Below are 20,083 nucleotides of genomic sequence, written 5' to 3' on the forward strand. Positions count from 1 at the left end.
CTTGTCGATTGTGGTCGTCATTCCACGCACGAGGCGCGCGGGTTCATTCCGCGGCCGACATCATCGGCTGCGGCACAAGGCCTGTGCCGGGCTTCATCTGGAACTCGTAGGACATCAGGTGCCATGGGCCGGCGACCTGCTCGCCGTTCGGCAGGGCCGGGTCGCTGCGCGGCTCGACGCGCGCGACGAGTTCATCCTTGACGCCGAACACGACGTCGCTCCGCAAGTACGCGTCGCCATCGAGGAACACGTGGGTGATCAGCGGCTCGTAACCCCTGGCCTTGACCAGGAAATGGACGTGCGCGGGGCGCATCGGGTGACGCTTCGTGGCGGTTATCAGATCGCCGACGGGACCATCGGTCGGGATCGGATAGCTGCACGGCAGGATGGTGCGGAACGAGAAGCGGCCGTCGCAATCGGTGACGAAGCGGGCGCGCAGCGATGGACCATGGGTCGCGTAATCGGACTTTTGCGAATCGTAGAAGCCGTCCTCATCCGCGTGCCAGACGTCGATCTCGGCGCCCGCGAGCGGATTGCCGGCCAGATCGGTGACGCGGCTCCGCACGAACATCGGCTCGCCGTCGATGCCTTCGGAGATGTCGGCACCGTGCGGCGTCTCGCGATGCTCGCCGACATAGAACGGTCCGAGCACCGTCGTCTCGGTCGCGCCCTCGCGCTCGCGGTGATTGACCGCGTCGACCAGCATGGAGACGCCGAGCACGTCGGAAAGCAGGATGAACTCCTGGCGCAGCGGCGTGCAGGTCTGCCCGGTGCGGGTCAGCAACTCGATCGCCTGATTCCATTCCTCGAAGGTCAACCCGGTGCGGCGCACCAGATCGTGCAGCGACTTGACGGTCTCCTCGATCAGGAACTTGAGCCGTGCATCGGGCGTGCTGGCGAAGCTGCGGAGCACCTCGTCGGTGAGGTCATGCTCGCTGAAATTGGCCATCGGCATTTCTCCCAGGCCGGCGAACCGGCGATCTTGGTCTGTTGGGAGAAGGCTAGCTTCGGGAGGCCGTGGCGAGCCTGCACGAAACCGGAGAAAATCTGCACAAAACCGGAAAAATCATCGACCCCGGGGGGATGCGGCGGAGATGCTCACGCATCCGGTCGATTGTCCCTCGCTAATGGCTGCGACGGTAACGCCCGGGCGTCACACCGGTGAAGCGGCGGAACATGCGGGTGAGGTGCTCCTGGTGGGAAAAGCCGCAGGCGAGCGCGATGTCGGCGAGGCTCTGCGTCTCGTCGCCGAGCAACGTCCTGGCGCGCTCGATCCGGAGGTTGAGCACGTATTGATACGGCGAAACGCCGCTGGTCGCCTTGAATAGCCGCACGAAATACTCGGTGCTGCGGCCGCAGAGCTCAGCCAGCTGGTCAAGCCGGATATCGGTATCGAGATGAGCTTCGACGAAGTCGCGGATGCGCTGCATCTGCCGGGCGCTGAGCCGGTTCGGGTGCTTGCCGGCTTCCGGGGACGGCTTGTGGAAATTGATGGCGATGAAGCGGTTGGCGATGGCCTGCGCGATCGGATCGACGAACAGCGACGAAGCCGGCAGGCCGCCGGTGATGGTGTCGCCGATCGCCGCGGCAAGATGCTCGAGCACCGCATCCTGATCGCCGAGCATCGGCGCGAGCCCACCGATCAGGCTGGACGCGCCCTCGCGCTCCACGAACAGGTCGGACCGCAGATAGATATGCGTGGATTCGAGCGGCTCTCGCAGCACCACGTTGCAGGCTTGTCCCGCCGGCAGGAAGAACACGCCGCCGCGCGGGATGTGCCGGGTGACCGACTTGCCGTCGACCACGTAGGTGATGTCGACCGGGCCGCCGCGATGCAGCACCATCAGATTGTCGGAGAGTGCATGGAAATGCCCGTCAAAGGGCCGCTCGCGCTGCACCGAGGCGAATGCCGTCGACCAGCCGAGCCCCTCGCTCGAGCCACGGAAATCGGCCTGGAAGCGGTCCAGGATCCCGTGCGTCTCCCGGACCCCAAAAGTCGAATTCACCTGCATCCGACAGACCAAGGATTCGAGGGGGTTGATACCTTTCGAGTGAAACCCAACGGCTACCGATTTTCAATACGACCGATCCGCAGCAGGCCGGCTGATCCCGACAGCCATGCTGCAACGCAACAACAATCCGGAGCCCCGCCGCACCGACCGGCAAGACGGTCCGCCTAGCCGCCCGCCCAGACGTCGAGCACGTAACGGTTCGTCGCGCCCATCTCCTCGATCCAGCGCGCCGCGGCGGTCTCATCCGCGCCGGTCCGTTCGCGATGGATCGACGTCAACGTCGCCTTGACGTCCGGCTCCATCTTGCCGCCGTCACCGCAGACATAAATGATCGCGCCCTGCTGGATCAGGTCCCAGACCCGATCCTTCTCGGCAGCGAGGAGATGCTGCACATAGGTCTTCGGCCCGTCGGCGCGCGAGAACGCGGTGTGGAGATCCGCGAGACCATCAGCCGCGAACGCCTTCAGTTCGTCGGCGTAGATGAAATCCTGCTCGGGGTGGCGGCAGCCGAAGAACAGCATTGCCGGTCCGAGCACCGCGCCGTTCGCCTTTCGGGCGGCGCGCTCCTCGAGGAAGCCGCGGAACGGTGCGAGCCCCGTGCCCGGCCCGATCATGATGATCGGCACCGCATTGTCATCCGGCAGGCGGAAGCCCGCCTTGGTCTCTTTCACAGTGGCGTGGATTGTATCGCCGGCGCGGCGGCGCGCCAGATAGTTCGAGCAGACGCCCTTGTAGATGCCGCGGCCCGAGCTTGCCGGCGCCTCGACCACGCCGACCGTGACGCTGCAGCGCTTTGCTTCGTTCGCCGGTGACGACGAGATCGAGTAGTAGCGCGCCGCCAGCAGCGAGAGCATTTCGAGGTAGAGGTGGAACGGCAGCTCGCAGGCGGGATGTTCCTCCAGCAGGTCGAATACCGATTTGCGCCTGCCCAGTACCTCGCTGCGGTATCGCTCCGTGGCAGCCACGTCGTCGCCGACATAGGCCATCAGCTTCGGCTTGGTCACCGGGCAGCGGGTCTGCTCGGCCATGATCTGGATCTGCTTGCGGGTCGCGACCTGCTGCAGCTCGACGAATTCGGTGAGCAGTCGTCCGACCGACACCGCATTGCCGACCGGCAGTTGCGCGCGACGGCCCTCGGAGACCTGAAGCTTGATCTGGTCGGCCGGCAGGAAACCGAACCGCCGTGCGACGGAATCGACCAAGGTCGGGTCGTTGCGCGGCACCACACTGAGATGGTCGCCGACGCGATAGGACAGCCCCGCCGGCAGCTCGACCTCGATGTGGCGGGTCGACCTGTCGGACGGGTTGGCGCCCGCCTTGTTCTGCAGCTCGTTGTTGACCAGCACCTTCATCGGCACCGCGCCGCCCTGGGCGACGATGGTGTTGACTGCGCCCTGCGCCACCGGCTCGATCGCGTAGAGCGGCTCGTCTTCGGCGGTACGGGTGAAATTCCAGTCGATGCCGAACTCCTTGGTCGCGACCTTGGCGGCCTCCGGGAACCATTTCTGGAACTGGCCGTCGAGATCGCTGCGCGCATCGCCCTCACCGCGCGGGTAGACGGCGCGCGCGCCATGCGCGGCGAGTTGCTCGTCGATGAAGCGCGGCACCGACTGGTAGGTCGCCGCCCAATCGCTGTTGCCGCAGCCGAACACGGCGTAGCGCACTTTTGCGAAGGCATCCTTCGGCAGATCGCCGCCGAGCCATTTGACGAACTGCGTGGCGTTGTCGGGCGCCGCGCCGTTGTACGAGGCGCAGATGATCAGCACGCCGCCCTCCTCCGGCAGCTTGCCGACGTAATCATCGAGCGGCCCAAGGTGGGTGGCAAAGCCGTTGATCTCCGACAGGTCGGCCATCCGGGTCGCCAGTTCCTCGGCCGAGCCGAGGTTGGAGCCGTACAGCACCAGCATCGGCGTGTTGTGGCCCGGGCGCGTGGCCGGCGCGCGCGGCGCCTTGGGCGCGGCAGCAGCCATGCCAGCGCCGCCGGCGAATGCGCCGCGATCCTTGTCATCACGTGGCCGCACCTTGATCTTGAAGCCGTCGGGCTTGACCGTCAGCGTCTCCTTCAGATGCATCTGGTAGCGGTGCACGTCGATCAGCCTGAAGCGCTGCAGGATCATGCCGATCGCGAGCGCCGCCTCGTGCATCGCAAAGCCGCGACCGATGCAGGCGCGCTGGCCGTTGCCGAACGGCTTCCAGGCATTGACCGGGCGGCCGGCTTCGGCCTCGCGGCTGAAATTCTCGGGATCGAACTTGTCGGGATTGGGACCCCAGACGCTCGGGTCGCGGTGCAGCGCCATCACCAGGACGGTGACGAAGGTGTTCTTCCTCAGCTTGTACTTGCCGCCGATAGTCTCGTCATTGAGCGGCGCGATACCATAGGCCGGCGCCGGCGGCCACAGCCGCAGCGCCTCCTTCAGGCATTGCGTGACATAGGTGAGCTGCGTGACCTGCTGATAGGTCGGCTTGGCGTCGATGTCGGGACCGAGGACCCGGTCGACCTCCTCATAGGCCTTCTTCAGGATCTCGGGATGCTTCAGCAGCGCGTAGATCGTGCACGACAACAGGCCCGAGGTGGTCTCGTGGCCCGCGATCAGGAATGTGTTGATCTGGTAGCGGATGTTGACGTCGTCGAGCTGCTCGCCGGTGGCGCGGTCGACGCCGGTCATCATCGCCGCCAGCATGTCCTTCTTGTCGTCGGTCCCGGCCGTATTGCCACGCCGCTCCGCGATGATCTCGTCGACCATCTTGTTCATGAAGGCGACGTCTTCGGTCAGCGTCTTGCGCCGCTTCTGCATCCACAGGCCTTCGAGCGGCAGGCCGCGGGTCATCATGATGGTTTCGAGCGAGCGCACCAGCGACTCCACGAAGGGATGGTAGTCGCGGCGATAGAAGGAGTTGAAGCGGTAGTCGAAGCCGCACAGCCCGATGGTGTCGAGGGTGAGCGCCGTCATGTCGTGGACGACATCGATCTCCTCGTCGGCATTCAGCCGCTCCCATTTCTTGACCAGCTGCTCGGCGATGTCGACCATGCTCGGATGGTAGGACTGCATGGCGCGGTTGCCGAACGGCTGCATCAGGATGTTGTGCGCCTTGCTCCAGTTCGGCTCCGTGGTGTCTGCCGTGAACAGGCCGTCGCCGCCGACCGCGCGCACCCGGCGCAACGAGCCGCGCACCGCCTTGTCGAACCGTTTCTCGTCGGAGAGTTCGTCGACGAGGTCGTGGCCGGACACGATCACGAGCGGCGCGCCCATCATGTCGAGCCAGAAGATCGGCCCGAGCTCCTTGGAGAGCTTGACAAGGTGCTGCACCGGAGCGGTGGAATCCAGCGACAGCATGTTGCCGACCACCGGCTTCGTCGGCGGTTGCGGGATCGGACTCAGTCTGTTGCCGGACGCCATTGCGAGATTGCCCCCTGAAGCCTCGATCCCCTCTCGTCATTCCGGGATGGTCCGAAGGACCAGACCCGGAATCTCGAGATTCCGGGTTCGATGCTGCGCACCGCCCCGGAATGACGACTTCGTCGTCAACCAAACCGCTTTCTACGCCACTCGATCAGCTTGGCGCTGACTTCGTCGGGCTTTTCCTGCTGCGTCCAATGGCCGCTGTCGCGCACCAGGTATTTCTCGAGGTCCGGCACCAGCCGCTCCATCCCGTCGGCGGCAGACGGCGGCAGCACCGCGTCATTCTCGGCCATGATCATCAGCGCCGGCACCCGCACGTGATGATCGAGGCCCGCCGAGCGTTCCCAGTTGCGGGTGAAATTGCGATACCAGTTGATGCCGCCGGTGAAGCCGGTCTTGGTGAAGGTGTCGACAAACACCTTCTTCTCCTCCGCCGACAGGATCGGAATGCGCGGATCGTGCTTGGCGTCGTAGTTCGCGATCATCTGCGGGAACGCCAGATTGAGCCGCGCCGAGGCGCCGACGCCGGCGATCGGCTGTTCCTCCGGCGCACCCGGAGGACGCGCCACCGGCTTGCGCATGAAGGCATCGAAGGTCTGCTCGACCCGGCTGCCGAAGATCTTGTCGGGCTCGCGCGACGGATCCTGGAACTGGACGATGTACATGTGGTCGCCGAAGCGCTGCCGGAACAGCGCGATCGGGTCCATCGGCGCGCGGTCCCAGTGCGGCGTGTTGACGCCGACGACGCCGGCGACGCGCGCGGCGTGCCGGAGCGGCATCTGCCAGACCACGAAGCCGCCCCAGTCGTGACCGACGAAGATCGCCTTGTCGATCTTCAGATGGTCGAGCAGGCCGATGAGGTCGCCGGTCAGGTGCTCCATGTCATAGGCCTCGACCGGCTCCGGCCGGTCGGTCGCGCCATAACCGCGCTGGTCCGGCGCGATCACGCGGATGCCGGCATCGCCCAGTGCCTTGATCTGGTGGCGCCAGGAGAAGGCCAGTTCCGGCCAGCCATGGCACAGCACCACGGGCGGGGTGTCGGTCCTGGGGCCGGCTTCGTAGAAGCCCATACGGATGCCGTTCGTCTCGGCGAACTGCAGCGGCGGCATGTCAATCATTGCAGAGAACCCTGTTCAGCCGAATCCTATTCAGCCGCGCCCTTGATGTCGGCAGGCGGAGGCGCGAACGCCGCCTCGAGCGCATCGAATTCGAGCGGCAGCATGTCGCACAAAACCTGCACATGGGGAATGATGTTGGCGCCCACGATGAAGCCGAAATCGAGCTGGTCGCGATAGCTCTGCACGGTGATGTTCAGCGCAATCCCGTGGGTCGAGATCGAGACCGGGAAGATGTGCAGCAGCTCCGCGCCAGCGGCATAGAGCGTCTGCCGCGGGCCCGGCACGTTCGACACCGTGATGTTGGTGCCCGGCGGCAACACGTTGGACAGGTCGGACCGGCTGTACAGCAAGGCCAGGATCTGCACCAGGATCGGCGCCCCCAGCAGCGAGATATTGGAGACCTGCGGCATCAGGGCGCGCAGCGGATGCGACATCTCCTTGGACTTGGTCGACTGCGCGATGATGGTCTCGAGCCGCTTCCTCGGGTCTTCGACGTCGGTCGCGATCGAGCAGATCATGCCGAACACCTGGTTGTTCGACTCGGCATTGCCCTCCTCGCGCAGCGAGATCGGCACGCCGGCCGTGAGCGACTTGTTCGGCAGCGCGCCCTGGCTGATCAGATAGCGTCGCACCACGCCCGAGGCGAGTGCCAGCACCACGTCGTTGAGCTTGCCGCCGGACGCCTTGGCCAGCGCCTTGGCGCGCGACAGCGAGATCGAGGTGCCGGCGAAGCTGCGCTCCGACGAGATCGCCTTGTTGAGGATGGTCGGCGGCGAGGCCATCGACTGCAGGCTTTCGCGCGACTTCGGATCGGCGACCTTGGCGACGACATCGGAAAGGCTCTTCAGGACGGTCGGCATGCTGCTGGCGAACTTGACCGCGCTCTCGATCTGGAACATGGCATTGTCGAACAGGATCGAGCCGAGGTCGCTCTTGCCCGAGCGCGGCAGCTCGAGGCTCTTCGGCGCGGCGGCCGCATCGAACGGCTGGGTCCAGAGCTGTTGATAGGCGTCGATCAGATTTGCGGCGATGTCGCGCGGTTCCGGCGCCACCTTCTTCGCGGTCGGCGGATCGACCTCGCGCGGCACCGGCGTCAGGTCGTAGATCATGCTGGTCAGCGCGGCTCCCGCGCCGCCGTCGATGCAGGCATGGTGCATCTTGGAATAGAGCCCGACCTCATTGTCCTTCATGCCCTCGAACACGTAGAACTCCCAGAGCGGGCGGGCGCGGTTGAGCAGCTTGGCATGCATCCAGCCGACGATGCGCTCCAGTGTCGCGCGATCGCGCGGCTGGGGCAGACTGGCGCGGAAGATGTGGCGATCGATATCGAACTGGTCGTCCTCGACCCAGGACGGATGGTCGATGTCGAGCGGCGCCTTTTGCAGGCGCGCTTTCAGGATCGGCGCGATGTGCAGCCGCGAGGCGATCATCGCCTTGAACTCTTCGAAGAAGTCGCCCTTGTAGCCCTCGGGCAGGCGGAAGATCGCCATGCTGCCGACATGCATCGGCATTTCCGGCGTTTCCAGATAGAGAAACGATGCGTCCAGCGAGGACAGCTTCCTGGCGTCACTCATGATTTCCTCCCGAGAACCAACTCATGCGGGCGCCTTGGCGGCGCCTCTCGTCATTCAGTCAGGATAGTGCATGGTCAGCCCGCCCGTAGGCAATGGCAAAGGGGCCTGACCGATCAAAATGCCGGAACTCGCCCTCAGGCTGCGCCAGGCGGTCGGCGATCGCCCACAGGGCCGCCGGGTTGACGCCGAGCCCGACATGACTGGCGAAATGCACCTCGATATTCTCCGCCGTCGCCGACGGACGCAATTGGGTGGTGTGCCAGTTCACGATGCCGTCGGTGCGGGAATAGATCGAGGTCGCAGGCACCGGCATGTCGCCGGCGATCGCGGCGCGGATGTCCGGGATGTCGCCCACCGCTTCGCCGGAGAGAAGCTCATAGAGCCGGGTTGCGTTGGTGGCACGGATGTCGTCAGCGAACGGGCTTCCCAGCGTGACCACCGAACGCACAAGGTCGGGCATCTGCACCGCGAGATCGCGGGCATAGACGCCGCCCAGGCTCCAGCCAACGATCGAGACCTTGCGTCCCGCTGCTTCATGGACCCGTTTCAAAAGATCGCGCAACGCAGCGCGCCTCGAGACGACGCCGCCGAAGTTGCGGCCCATGTTCCAGGCATAGGCATCGTAACCGAGCTCCTTCAGATAGCGCCGCAGCGGCGCCATCGACAGGTCGCTGGCCAGGAAACCCGGCAGCGCCAGCACCGGATGGCCGTCGCCCTTCGGCGCCTGCATCAGGAGCGGCGACAGCAACAGCGTCGAATTGAATTCGAGCACGCTGCGCGCCTCGGCCAGCATCAGAAGCAGGCTCGGCGGCCGCAGCCGCCGTTCGGTCACGTCAGTGCTCCTGTCCGCGACCGCCACTATTTCTTGTCCTTCTTGACCATGCCACCGAGGCCGGCCATCGCCACGAACATGTCCTGGAAGCGCTCGGCGAGCTTCGGATCGAAGGTGAACCAGCTCTGCATCAGGGCTTCAGGCGAAACCTTGTCGATGTTCGAGACCATCTGCTGCTGCAGCCTGTCCATCACGGCGGTCTGCATCGGCGCGACGTCGGGTAATCCGAAGAACTGCCGCGCTTCGAGGGGCGTGCAATCTACCTCGACGTTGACCTTCATGTCCGTCTCCTCAAATGCGCCTGACCCGGGCCAGTATCACCGCGACAGGGTGAGTCATGCAAGCGACCGCCACCTGCCCTCGGCCCCAGCCAGCCTCAATCATCCGTTATGGTCAACCAAAACCGCTCCGCGGCAAAGGGTCGGTTACCGGCAAATGGGGCGTCGGCCGTCGATCGGTCCCGGGCGCGGGCACCCCTGACTGACCCGAGTGTCCGGGGCGCCAGATTGTAGCGGAAGTCGAATCGCGGCACTGCGAAAGTCGAATGTCACGCGCTCGCACCTCCCGACTATCCTGACGTTCGGGTCATGGCGCCGCGCCTCGCACAAACCGGTTAACCCATTGGGAAATCGCGCTTGCGCGGGAAGCAAACTCTGGCAACATGGACGCTAAAACCAGCCGGATAGACACAAGCGGCGGCCAAGAGCAGGGATCGGTTTCATATGTCGGTACGTTGGAGTTTGTTTGCCGCGGCAGCAGTCGCGCTGGTCGCATGTGGTCTGCCGGCATCGGCCCAGACGCTGCGTTACGCCAACCAGGGCGAGCTCAAGTCACTCGATCCCTATACGCTGAAGGAAACCACCACGATCGCGCATCACGCCCACGTCTATGAAGGCCTGACCGCGCGCGACAAGGATCTCAAGATCATCCCGGCCCTGGCGGAAAGCTGGGAGACACTGAGCCCGACCAAATGGCGTTTCCATCTTCGGAAGGGCGTGAAATTCCACAATGGCGATCCCTTCACCGCCGACGACGTGCTGTTCTCGGCCGATCGCGTCCGCGCCAAGGGATCCAACTTCCTCAGCAACGTCCCGGCCGATGCCAAGTTCGCCAAGGTCGACGATTACACCGTCGATGTGACGCTGGACTCGCCCAATCCCATCCTGATCTCGCAATGGGATAGCTGGTTCATCATGGACAAGAAATGGTGCGAGGAGAACAACTCCGTCGCACCGACGCCGGCTTCCGCGACCACGCCGAGCTATGCCGCGCTGCACGAGAACGGCACCGGTCCGTTTACGATCGAGAGCCATCAGCCTGGCGTGAAGACCGTGTTCAAGGTCTTCCCGGACTACTGGCGCAAGCCCGAGCATAATCTCAAGGAGATCATCTTCACGCCGATCGGCTCCGACGCGACGCGGGTCGCCGCGCTGCTCTCCGGCGAGGTCGACGTGATCGAGCCGGTGCCGCTCCAGGACATCCAGCGTGTCAATGCCAGCGGAATTGCCAAGGTCATGACCGCGCCGGAAATCCGCACCATCTTCGTCGGCATGGATGAATCGCGCGACGAGCTGCTGTATTCGAGCGTCAAGGGCAAGAACCCCTTCAAGGACATCCGCGTCCGCGAAGCCTTCTACAAGGCGATCGACGTCGATCTGATCAAGACCCGCGTCATGCGCGGCATGTCGACGCCTTCGGCGCTGATGATCGCGCCTGAGCTCTACCCGCTGTCGAAGGACTTCGTCCGGCCGAAGGCCGATCCGGATGCCGCCAAGAAGCTGTTGACCGAGGCCGGTTATCCGAACGGCTTCGAGGTCACGATGGATTGCCCGAACGATCGCTACGTCAATGACGCGGCGATCTGCCAGGCGGTGGTCGGCATGCTGGCCCGCATCGGCGTCAAGGTGAATCTGCTGGCGCAGCCGAAGGCGCAGTATTTCGCCAAGGTCCTGAAGCCGGGCGGCTACCAGACCTCGCTCTTCTTGCTCGGTTGGACGCCTGCGACCTCGGATTCCCACAATGTGCTGCACGACATCCTCGGCTGCCGCGACGATCCGAAGGATTCGACCCGTGGCGAGGCCAATCTCGGCGGCTATTGCAACAAGGAAGTCGATGCGCTCACCGACAAGATCCTGGTCGAGCCCGACACCGCCAAGCGCGACCAGCTGATCAAGCAGGCCTACGAAATCACCATCAAGGACTACGCCTACATCCCGCTGCACCAGCAGCCGCTGGCGTGGGGTGTGTCGAACAAGGTCAAGCTGACCCAGCGTGCAGACAACCAGGTTCTGCTCTACTGGGCGACCAAACAGGGTGAATAGGTGGTGCCTGCGAATTGAGTCCCGGAAGCCGTGCTTCCGGGACTTCGTGTTTTCCGGTCGCGCAACGCCGCGCGCCGAAGCCGGGGCGTTCTCGAGCGAAGCGGATACCGGTTCGCGTGAAGAAAACGTCAAGGCTCCAGAAGACAGTGAAAGGTAGAGATGCTCGCTTTCACTCTGCGTCGCGCAGTCCAGGCCATCGGCGTCATGCTCGCCGTCGGCGTCATTGCGTTCGCGATGTTCCGCTTCGCCGGCGACCCGGTGAACCAGATGGTCTCGATCGACACCTCGGCTGCCGAACGCGCCTCGATCCGGCAATCGCTCGGCCTCGACGATCCCGTGCTGGTGCAGTTCGGCCGCTACTTCATCAATGCGCTGCAATTCAAGTTCGGCGTGTCCTATCAATTCCGCCTGCCGGTCTCCTCGCTGCTGGCGGAGCGCATGCCGGCGACGCTGGAGCTCGCCATTTGCGCGACGCTGTTCGCGATGGTCTGCGGCATCCTGATGGGGGTCTATTCCGCGCTCAGGCGCGACACCGTCCTCGCCAGATTATTCCAGGCCGTTTCGCTGATCGGCATTTCGCTGCCGACCTTCCTGATCGGCATCCTGCTGATCTACCTGTTCGCGGTGACGCTGGGCTGGCTGCCCTCCTTCGGCCGCGGCGAGGTGGTGAAGCTCGGCTGGTGGTCGACCGGCCTGCTCACGATTTCGGGCCTGAAGGCGCTGATCATGCCGTCGATCACACTCGGCCTGTTCCAGATGACGCTGATCATGCGGCTGGTGCGCGCCGAGATGCTGGAGGTGCTGCGCACCGACTACATCCGCTTCGCGCGTGCCCGCGGGCTGACCACGCGCGCGATCCATTTCGGCCATGCCCTGAAGAACACGCTGGTTCCGGTGATCACGGTCGCCGGCCTGCAGTTTGGCTCGGTTATTGCATTTTCGATCATCACCGAAACCGTGTTCCAGTGGCCAGGAATGGGGCTTCTGTTCGTGCAGGCCGTGCAAAACGTCGATATCCCGATCATGGCCGCATATCTTCTGATGGTCTCGCTGATCTTCGTCACCATCAATCTGGTGGTCGACGTCCTCTATACGGTGGTCGATCCGCGCCTGCGCGCGACCGTCGGCCGCGCGAGCTAGGGGGAAGACATGTCCGAGGCGGTCGTTCCCCATCCCGGCGAAGACGGCGCACAGCCGTCACGCGCCAATGCCGGCTGGTTCCGGCGCGCGCTCGACAGCGACATCTTCCATTCATTCCGCCGCTCCAAGCTGACCATGCTGGCGGCTCTCATCACGCTGCTGTTCTTCCTGATCGCGATCTTCGCCTCCTGGCTCGCGGTGCAGAACCCGTTCGACCCGTCGCAGCTGCAATTGCTGAATTCGCGGATCCCGCCGCTGTGGACCGCCGACGGCCAGAGCCCGTTCCTGCTTGGCACCGACGAGCAGGGCCGCGACGTGCTCTCGGGCATTCTCTATGGATTGCGGATCTCGCTCGCCGTCGGTGTGCTTGGTGTCGTGTTCTCCGGCCTGCTCGGCATCGGGCTCGGGCTGGTCGCCGGGTATTTTGGCGGTCCGGTCGACAGCGTGATCATGCGCATCGCCGACGTGCAGCTCACCTTCCCGGCGATCCTGATCGCGCTTCTGGTCAACGGCGTCGCCAAGTCACTGCTCGGCAACCGGCTCGACGAGTGGAGCATGCTCGGCGTGCTCGTGCTCGCGATCGGCCTGAGCTTCTGGGTGCAATATGCCCGCACCGTGCGCGGCTCGGTCATGGTCGAGAAGAGCAAGGACTATGTGGCCGCCGCGCAGCTGATCGGCCTGCCCGCGCCGAAGATCATGCTGCGGCACGTCCTGCCCAACACCACCGGTCCGATCCTGGTCATCGCCACCATCAACCTTGCGCTCGCGATCATCACCGAGGCCACGCTGTCGTTCCTCGGTTCCGGCATGCCCGACACCATGCCCTCGCTCGGCACCCTGATCCGGATCGGCAACAACTATCTGTTCGCCGGCGAATGGTGGATCGTCGCCTTCCCGGGTGTGGCGCTGGCGGGGCTGATCCTGTCCATCAACCTGCTCGGCGACTGGCTGCGCGACGCACTCAACCCAAAGCTCCGATGACCCAGCCTGTTCTCTCCGTGCGTGACCTCGAGGTGGAGTTCGTCACCCGCCGCGCCACCTTGCGCGCCATCAACGGCGTGTCCTTCGACATCGCCAAGGGCGAGGTGCTCGGCGTGGTCGGCGAATCCGGTGCCGGCAAATCGGTGACGGGGCTCGCCGTGATCGGGCTGATCGACCCGCCCGGCCGCATCTCCGGCGGCGAGATCCAGTTGTCCGGCACGCGGATCGACCATCTGCCTCCGGAACAGATCCGCCGCATCAGGGGCAAACGGATCGGCATGATCTTCCAGGATCCCCTGACCAGCCTCAATCCGCTCTACCGGATCGGCGACCAGATCGTCGAGACCATCCGCACCCACACCAGTCTCAGCGAAAGCGCGGCGCGAAGACGCGCCATCGACCTGCTCGCGGAGGTGGGCATCCCCGCGCCGGAGAAACGCATCGACGGCTACCCGCACGAATTCTCCGGCGGCATGCGCCAGCGCGTCGTGATCGCGCTCGCGATCTGCGCCGAACCGGAGCTGATCATCGCCGACGAGCCGACCACCGCGCTCGACGTCTCGGTGCAGGCGCAGATCATCGCGCTGATCAAGCGGCTCGGCCGCGACCATGGCACCGCGGTGATGCTGGTGACCCACGACATGGGCGTGATCGCCGAGACCTGCGACCGCGTTGCCGTGATGTATTCGGGCCGCATCGCCGAAATCGGGCCGGTGCAGGAGGTGGTGCGCAACCCGCTGCATCCCTACGCCAAGGGCCTGATGGGCGCGATCCCGACGCTGGCGGGAGACGACAAGCGACTCGTGCAAATCCCCGGAGCGATGCCACGGCTGTCGGCGATCCCGCCGGGCTGCCCGTTCAATCCGCGCTGCGCGTTAGCCTTCGACCGCTGCCGCGTCGAGCGGCCGGAGCCGATCCGGCAGGGTACGCAGTCCGTCGCCTGCCACCTGTTCGAGCCGGCGAAGGAGACTGCGGCATGAGCACGACGCTGGTCGAGGTGAAGAACCTGCGTCGCGTCTTCGACGTCTCGAAGCCGTGGCTCAATCGCGTGCTCGAAGGCGGTGATCTTGAATTCCTCAAGGCCGTCGACGGCGTCAGCTTCGACATCAAGCGCGGCGAGACGCTGGCGCTGGTCGGCGAATCCGGATCGGGCAAGACCACGGTGGCGCGGATGGTGGTCGGGCTGCTGCCGCCGACATCGGGCGAAGTCGTGATCGACGGTGTCTCGATGACCGACCGACGGCAGTCGCAGGCGCGCCGCCGCCTGCGCCGCCGCATCCAGATGATCTTCCAGGATCCCTATGCGAGCCTCAATCCGCGCTTCCGGGTCGACGCCATCGTCGCCGAGCCGATCCGCGCCTTCGACCTGATCAAGGGCGAGCGCGACATCAAGGCCCGCGTCGGCGAACTGCTCTCGCTGGTCGGCCTGCACCCCGACGACGGCCTGAAATTCCCGCATGAATTTTCCGGCGGCCAGCGCCAGCGCATCGCGATCGCTCGCGCGCTTGCCTCGGAGGCCGAGTTCATCGTCTGCGACGAGCCGACCTCGGCGCTCGACGTCTCCGTGCAGGCCCAGATCCTCAATCTGATGCGTGACCTGCAGGACAAGTTCGGCCTCACCTATCTTTTCATCAGCCACAACCTCGCCGTCGTGCGCCACATGGCGAGCCGGATCGGCGTGATGTATCTTGGTCGCATCGTCGAGATCGCCGAAGGCCGCAGGCTGTTCGGCGACCCCAGGATGCCCTACACCAAGATGCTGCTAGGCGCGGTTCCCGACCTTGCGATGTCCGGCCGCCAGCGCATTCCGGTCAAGGGCGAGATTCCGAATCCGATCAATCCGCCGTCCGGCTGTTCCTTCAACCCGCGCTGCCCTCTGGCTTTCGATCTGTGTCGGAAGAAAGCGCCTGATCTGATCGATGGCGTCGCCTGCCATGCGGTGAACGATCCGGCCGTGTCAGCTGTCCCGGCCTGATCACGCGGATGGGAGGTGCCATGTGCACCAGACTGTTGGCATCCCAGTCAGCCTGTGATCAAGTGCGCGCAAGAAGCCCGAGAATGGTCAACCGTCATGAGCAATATCAATCCCGATCCGTTCACCACCAGGCCTGAGATCGAAGGCACGTTCGGCGTCGTCACCTCGACGCACTGGATCGCGACCGCAGTCGGCATGGGCATACTGGAAAAAGGCGGCAACGCCTTCGATGCCGGCGTCGCGGCAGCCTTCACGCTGCAGGTGGTCGAGCCGCATCTGAACGGCCCGGGCGGCGATGTCCCCGTGATCGTGCACGATGTAAGCCGCGCAAGGACCGAGGTGATATGCGGCCAGGGTCCGGCGCCGGCGAAGGCGACAATCGCGCATTATCGCAGCGAGGGCCTCGAGATGGTGCCCGGCACCGGCCTGCTCGCGGCCTGCGTGCCCGGCACGTTCGAAACCTGGATGCTGCTGCTCCGCGACTACGGCACCATGAGGCTGCGCGATGTGCTGGAGCCCGCGATCGGTTACGCGCGCGACGGCTATCCGCTGGTCGAGCGCGCCTCCGCCACCATCAAGACGGTCGAGAAGTTGTTCCGGAAATACTGGACCACGTCGGCCGACGTCTACCTGCCGAACGGCGAAGTGCCGCAGCCCGGCACCATCTTCACCAACAGGACGCTTGCCGAGACCTACTCCCGTATCCTTGCCGAAGCCGAGAGCGCAGGTTCCGACCGCGTCGCGCAGATCGAGCGCGCCCGCCGCTCATGGTCCAAGGGCTTTGTCGCGGAGGCGATCGACAGATTCTGCCGCACCCAGGAAGTGATGGATGTTTCCGGCTCGCCGCATCGCGGCGTGCTCTCCGCCGACGACATGGCGCACTGGCAGCCAACCACCGAGGCGCCGCTGACCTATGACTACGGCCGCTACACCGTGCAGAAGGCCGGCGTCTGGAGCCAGGGCCCGGTGGCCTTGCAGCAGCTCGCACTGCTCAAGGGATTTGAGCTCGACGGACTCGATCCCGCCGGCCCCGACTTCATCCATCTCCAGGTCGAATGCGCCAAGCTCGCCTATGCCGACCGCGAGACCTTCTACGGCGATCCCAAGTTCAACGACATCCCGATCGGGACGCTGCTGTCGGATGCCTATAACGACGAGCGCCGCAAGCTGATCTCGAAGGACAAGGCCTCGCTGGATTTCCGTCCCGGCTCGGTCGAAGGGTTCGGCGCGGTCGTGAAACTGCGGCGCGCCGAAGGGCATCGCGAGGCCGTAGGCGCCATGGGCGCGGGCGAGCCGACGGTCGGACGGTTCGGCGAGGTGCGCGGCGACACCGTGCATTTCGACATCATCGACAAGGCCGGCAACATGATATCGGCGACGCCGTCCGGCGGCTGGCTGCAATCCTCGCCCGTGATCCCCGAGCTCGGCTTCTGCCTCGGCAGCCGCGCCCAGATGTTCTGGCTCGAGGAGAACCATCCCGCCGCGCTGGCGCCGGGCAAGCGGCCGCGCACGACGCTGTCACCGACCATGGCGCTCCGCGACGGCGAGCCCTATCTCGCCTGGGGATCGCCCGGAGGCGACCAGCAGGACCAGTGGATCACGCAGTTCTTCCTGCGCCACGTCCACGCCAGGATGAATCTGCAGGAGGCGATCGACGCGCCGGCCTGGCACTCAGAGCATTTCCCGATCTCGTTCTGGCCGCGCACCGCGCGTCCCGGCGTGCTGGTGCTGGAAAATCGCGTGCCGAAGTCGACCATCGACGAATTGAAGCGCCGCGGCCATGTGGTGGAGATTGGGCCCGACTGGTCGGAAGGCCGCCTCACCGCGGCCTCCAAGGTCGGTCCCCGCCGCCGCGCCGCCGCCAACCCGCGCGGCATGCAGGGCTACGCCGCGGGCCGCTAGAACGAAGGCATCGAGATGACCTGGTCGATCATCGCGCGTGATAGCGTTACCGGCCAGTTCGGCATCGCCGTGGCCACGCGTTTTTTCGCGGTCGGCGCGCGGGTGCCCTATATCGCCGCCGGCGTCGGCGCGATCGCGACGCAGGCGATGGTCAATCCCTATTACGGCATCGACGGAATTGTGCTGCTGCGCGGCGGCAAGAGCGCGCATGACGTCATCGCGACGCTGCTCGCCGCCGATCCCGGCCGCGACAGCCGGCAGGTGCATGCGATGGATGCCGAGGGACGTATCGCCGCGCATTCGGGCAAGGACTGCATCGACTGGTTCGGCCACATCTCCGGCGATGGCTTTTCGATTGCCGGCAACATGCTTGCCGGTTCCGCGGTGCTCGATGAGACCGCGCGCACCTATGCCGAGGGCGAGGCACTCCCTTTTGCGCAGCGTCTGATCCGGGCGATGTTCGCCGGCGAGGCCGCCGGCGGCGACAAGCGCGGCAAGCAGTCGGCAGCGCTGCTGATCCATGGGACGGAGGAATGGTCGGCGCTCGACCTGCGGGTCGACGACCACGCCGATCCGCTACGCGAGCTGGAGCGGCTGGAGGCCGTCAGCCGCGAGCGCTGGGTGCATTTCCGAGACTTCCTGCCGACCCGCGGCAATCCGGCCGGGATCACCGACCGCGCCACGATCGACGCCGCCATCGACGCTGCAAATGCGGGCGAGCGATGACCGCGAGCCAGCTGATCGAGATCGAGGGCCTGCGCGTCACCTTCCGGGGAGACGACGGCCGCACCACCCGTGCCGTCGATCAGGTCGATCTCAGCGTCGCCAATGGCGCGACGCTCGGGCTCGTCGGCGAATCCGGCTGCGGCAAGAGCGTGACGTCGCTGGCGATCATGGGACTGCTGCCGAAGCAATCCGCTACCGTCTCCGGCGCGATCCGCTTCGATGGCTTCGACCTGCTCGACGTGCCAGACCAGACGTTGCGCAACCTGCGCGGCAACCGGCTGGCGATGATCTTCCAGGAGCCGATGACCTCGCTGAACCCGAGCTTCACGATCGGTGACCAGATCATCGAGACCATCTTGCGTCACCGCGGCGGCTCGCGGCGCCAGGCGCGCGAGCGCGCCATCGAACTGTTGCGGCGGGTCCACATCCCCTCGCCCGACAAGCGCATCGACGAATTCCCGCACAAACTCTCGGGCGGCATGCGCCAGCGCGTGATGATCGCGATGGCGCTGGCCTGCGATCCGCAGCTGCTGATCGCAGACGAGCCGACCACCGCGCTCGACGTCACCTTGCAGGCTCAGATCCTCGACCTGATGCGCGAGTTGAAGGCCGCGAGCGGTGCCGCCATCATCCTGATCACGCACGATCTCGGCGTCGTCGCCGAGGTCTGCGACGAGGTTGCGGTGATGTATGCCGGCGAGATCGTGGAGCGCGCCCCGGTCGACGAGCTGTTTTCCAATCCGCAGCACCCCTACACGGTCGGGCTGCTCGGCTCGATCCCGCGGCTCGACCGCCGCATCTCGCACCTTGCCACCATCGAAGGCATGGTGCCGAACATGACGACCCCGCCGGCCGGCTGCCGCTTCGCCGCCCGCTGCCCCTTCGTCGAAGAGGTCTGCATCAAGTCCCCGCCGCCGCTCGTACAGCTGAGTGCGTCCCACGCGTCGCGCTGCATCAGGGCGCCGCTGGAGCAACTGGTGTCATGACCGCACTGCTCGAGGTCGACGGCCTGGTGAAGCATTTCGTCGCCCGGCGCTCGGTGTTCGGCCGGCCGACCGCCTATGTGAAGGCGGTCGATGGCGTCAGCTTCGCGGTCGAGGCCGGCAAGACGCTCGCGCTGGTCGGCGAATCCGGCTGCGGCAAATCAACCGTCAGCCGGCTGGTGCTGCGGCTGATCGAGCCCGACGCAGGCCACGTCCGTTTCGAAGGCCGCGATCTCGGGACGCTCAATGCCGGGCGGTTGCGCGCCTTCCGCCGCGACGCGCAGCTGATCTTCCAGGATCCGTACGCCTCGCTCAATCCGCGGATGACGGTCGCCCAGATCCTGACCGAGCCGCTGGCGCTGCATGATCTCGTGCCATCCACCCGCCGCCGCGAAAGGGTCGAGGAACTCCTGCGCCTCGTCGGCCTCGAGCCGCGTTTCGCGCGCCGCTATCCGCACGAATTCTCCGGCGGCCAGCGCCAGCGCATCGCGATCGCCCGCGCGCTCGCGGTCGAACCGAAGCTGATCATCTGCGACGAGCCGGTCTCCGCGCTCGACGTGTCGATCCGCTCGCAGATCCTCAATCTCCTGCGCGACCTGCAGGACCGGCTCAAGCTCGCCTACATCTTCGTCTCGCATGACCTCGCGGTGGTCAAGCATATCGCCGACCGCGTCGCCGTGATGAATCTCGGCACCATCGTCGAGACCGCGGACGCGGAAGCGCTGTTCGCCGCACCGCGCCATCCCTACAGCCGCGCGCTGCTGTCGGCGATCCCGCTGCCGAAGCCGCGCGCCAGACGCAGCCGCATCGTGCTGGAGGGCGAGCTGCCGAGCGCGCTCGATCCACCCGCGGGCTGCCGCTTCCACACCCGCTGCCCGTTCGTGATCGCGCGCTGCCGCAGCGAGATGCCGCAATTGCTGGCCGACGGCAGCGGCCACGCCACTGCCTGCCACCGCACCGCGGAGCTGCCGCCGTCCGAGAGCATCGTCCCCTCCGATGGCGGCTTCTCGCCGGCGCTGGAGAAACTGGTCGCGGCGTTCGGTGGCGTAGCGGATGGAGCCCGGCGATCCGGGGTTGATCAGGTTGGGACTGCGCCACCGGCATGAAGATGGGAGTTG

General features: G+C 65.6%; 16 protein-coding genes. 9 read left to right on the plus strand and 7 right to left on the minus strand.

Annotated features, from left to right (window positions below):
* Positions 1 to 43 precede the first annotated feature (43 nt).
* The 7 genes from JQ586_RS14605 to JQ586_RS14635 all read right to left on the minus strand — a co-directional run bounded on the left by JQ586_RS14605 (position 44) and on the right by JQ586_RS14635 (position 9,218).
* Positions 44 to 949, minus strand: a complete 906-nt coding sequence (locus tag JQ586_RS14605; RefSeq protein ID WP_212395278.1) for a dioxygenase — start codon at positions 947 to 949, stop codon at positions 44 to 46.
* A 175-nt stretch (positions 950 to 1,124) separates the two neighbouring features.
* Positions 1,125 to 2,006 (minus strand): helix-turn-helix domain-containing protein, encoded by an 882-nt coding sequence (locus JQ586_RS41310; protein ID WP_212395279.1) that lies wholly within the window; start codon positions 2,004 to 2,006, stop codon positions 1,125 to 1,127.
* Between the two features lie 170 nt (positions 2,007 to 2,176).
* Positions 2,177 to 5,410 carry a bifunctional cytochrome P450/NADPH--P450 reductase gene (locus JQ586_RS14615; RefSeq protein ID WP_212395280.1) on the minus strand — a complete coding sequence of 1,078 codons (3,234 nt, stop codon included), beginning with the start codon at positions 5,408 to 5,410 and terminating at the stop codon, positions 2,177 to 2,179.
* A gap of 125 nt (positions 5,411 to 5,535) precedes the next feature.
* Positions 5,536 to 6,531, minus strand: coding sequence for an alpha/beta fold hydrolase (locus tag JQ586_RS14620; RefSeq protein ID WP_212395281.1), 996 nt, complete (start codon positions 6,529 to 6,531; stop codon positions 5,536 to 5,538).
* A 26-nt stretch (positions 6,532 to 6,557) separates the two neighbouring features.
* Positions 6,558 to 8,105 carry a wax ester/triacylglycerol synthase family O-acyltransferase gene (locus tag JQ586_RS14625; protein ID WP_212395282.1) on the minus strand — a complete coding sequence of 516 codons (1,548 nt, stop codon included), beginning with the start codon at positions 8,103 to 8,105 and terminating at the stop codon, positions 6,558 to 6,560.
* 58 nt (positions 8,106 to 8,163) lie between these two features.
* A complete protein-coding gene (locus tag JQ586_RS14630; RefSeq protein ID WP_249147601.1) occupies positions 8,164 to 8,898 on the minus strand; it encodes an esterase/lipase family protein in 735 nt (244 codons plus the stop codon).
* 65 nt (positions 8,899 to 8,963) lie between these two features.
* The gene (locus JQ586_RS14635) at positions 8,964 to 9,218 is read right to left on the minus strand and encodes a DUF6489 family protein (protein ID WP_212395284.1); all 255 of its coding nucleotides are present in this window, start codon (positions 9,216 to 9,218) and stop codon (positions 8,964 to 8,966) included.
* 441 nt (positions 9,219 to 9,659) lie between these two features.
* On the opposite strand from JQ586_RS14635, the gene JQ586_RS14640 reads away from it, so the two are divergent.
* The 9 genes from JQ586_RS14640 (at position 9,660) to JQ586_RS14680 (ending at position 20,071) form a co-directional block, all read left to right on the plus strand.
* On the plus strand, positions 9,660 to 11,258 hold the full coding sequence (locus JQ586_RS14640; RefSeq protein WP_212395285.1) for an ABC transporter substrate-binding protein: 1,599 nt from the start codon (positions 9,660 to 9,662) through the stop codon (positions 11,256 to 11,258).
* Between the two features lie 159 nt (positions 11,259 to 11,417).
* Entirely contained in the window at positions 11,418 to 12,398 is a 981-nt protein-coding gene (locus tag JQ586_RS14645; RefSeq protein ID WP_212395286.1) for an ABC transporter permease, read from the plus strand.
* A 9-nt stretch (positions 12,399 to 12,407) separates the two neighbouring features.
* On the plus strand, positions 12,408 to 13,379 hold the full coding sequence (locus tag JQ586_RS14650; RefSeq protein WP_212395287.1) for an ABC transporter permease: 972 nt from the start codon (positions 12,408 to 12,410) through the stop codon (positions 13,377 to 13,379).
* Positions 13,376 to 14,359 carry an ABC transporter ATP-binding protein gene (locus tag JQ586_RS14655; protein WP_212395288.1) on the plus strand — a complete coding sequence of 328 codons (984 nt, stop codon included), beginning with the start codon at positions 13,376 to 13,378 and terminating at the stop codon, positions 14,357 to 14,359. Before JQ586_RS14650 ends, JQ586_RS14655 begins: the two co-directional genes overlap by 4 nt.
* Positions 14,356 to 15,354, plus strand: coding sequence for an ABC transporter ATP-binding protein (locus tag JQ586_RS14660; protein ID WP_212395289.1), 999 nt, complete (start codon positions 14,356 to 14,358; stop codon positions 15,352 to 15,354). Before JQ586_RS14655 ends, JQ586_RS14660 begins: the two co-directional genes overlap by 4 nt.
* A gap of 96 nt (positions 15,355 to 15,450) precedes the next feature.
* Positions 15,451 to 17,256: a gamma-glutamyltransferase family protein gene (locus JQ586_RS14665; RefSeq protein ID WP_212395290.1), complete on the plus strand. Its 1,806-nt coding sequence runs from the start codon at positions 15,451 to 15,453 to the stop codon at positions 17,254 to 17,256.
* A gap of 15 nt (positions 17,257 to 17,271) precedes the next feature.
* Positions 17,272 to 17,982 carry a DUF1028 domain-containing protein gene (locus tag JQ586_RS14670; RefSeq protein WP_212395291.1) on the plus strand — a complete coding sequence of 237 codons (711 nt, stop codon included), beginning with the start codon at positions 17,272 to 17,274 and terminating at the stop codon, positions 17,980 to 17,982.
* Positions 17,979 to 18,968, plus strand: coding sequence for an ABC transporter ATP-binding protein (locus JQ586_RS14675; protein ID WP_212395292.1), 990 nt, complete (start codon positions 17,979 to 17,981; stop codon positions 18,966 to 18,968). The genes JQ586_RS14670 and JQ586_RS14675 overlap by 4 nt, the downstream gene beginning before the upstream one ends.
* Positions 18,965 to 20,071, plus strand: a complete 1,107-nt coding sequence (locus JQ586_RS14680) for an ABC transporter ATP-binding protein (RefSeq protein ID WP_212395293.1) — start codon at positions 18,965 to 18,967, stop codon at positions 20,069 to 20,071. Before JQ586_RS14675 ends, JQ586_RS14680 begins: the two co-directional genes overlap by 4 nt.
* Positions 20,072 to 20,083: the final 12 nt, after the last annotated feature.

This window comes from Bradyrhizobium jicamae, from assembly GCF_018130215.1.
Classification (GTDB): Bacteria; Pseudomonadota; Alphaproteobacteria; order Rhizobiales; family Xanthobacteraceae; genus Bradyrhizobium; species Bradyrhizobium jicamae_A.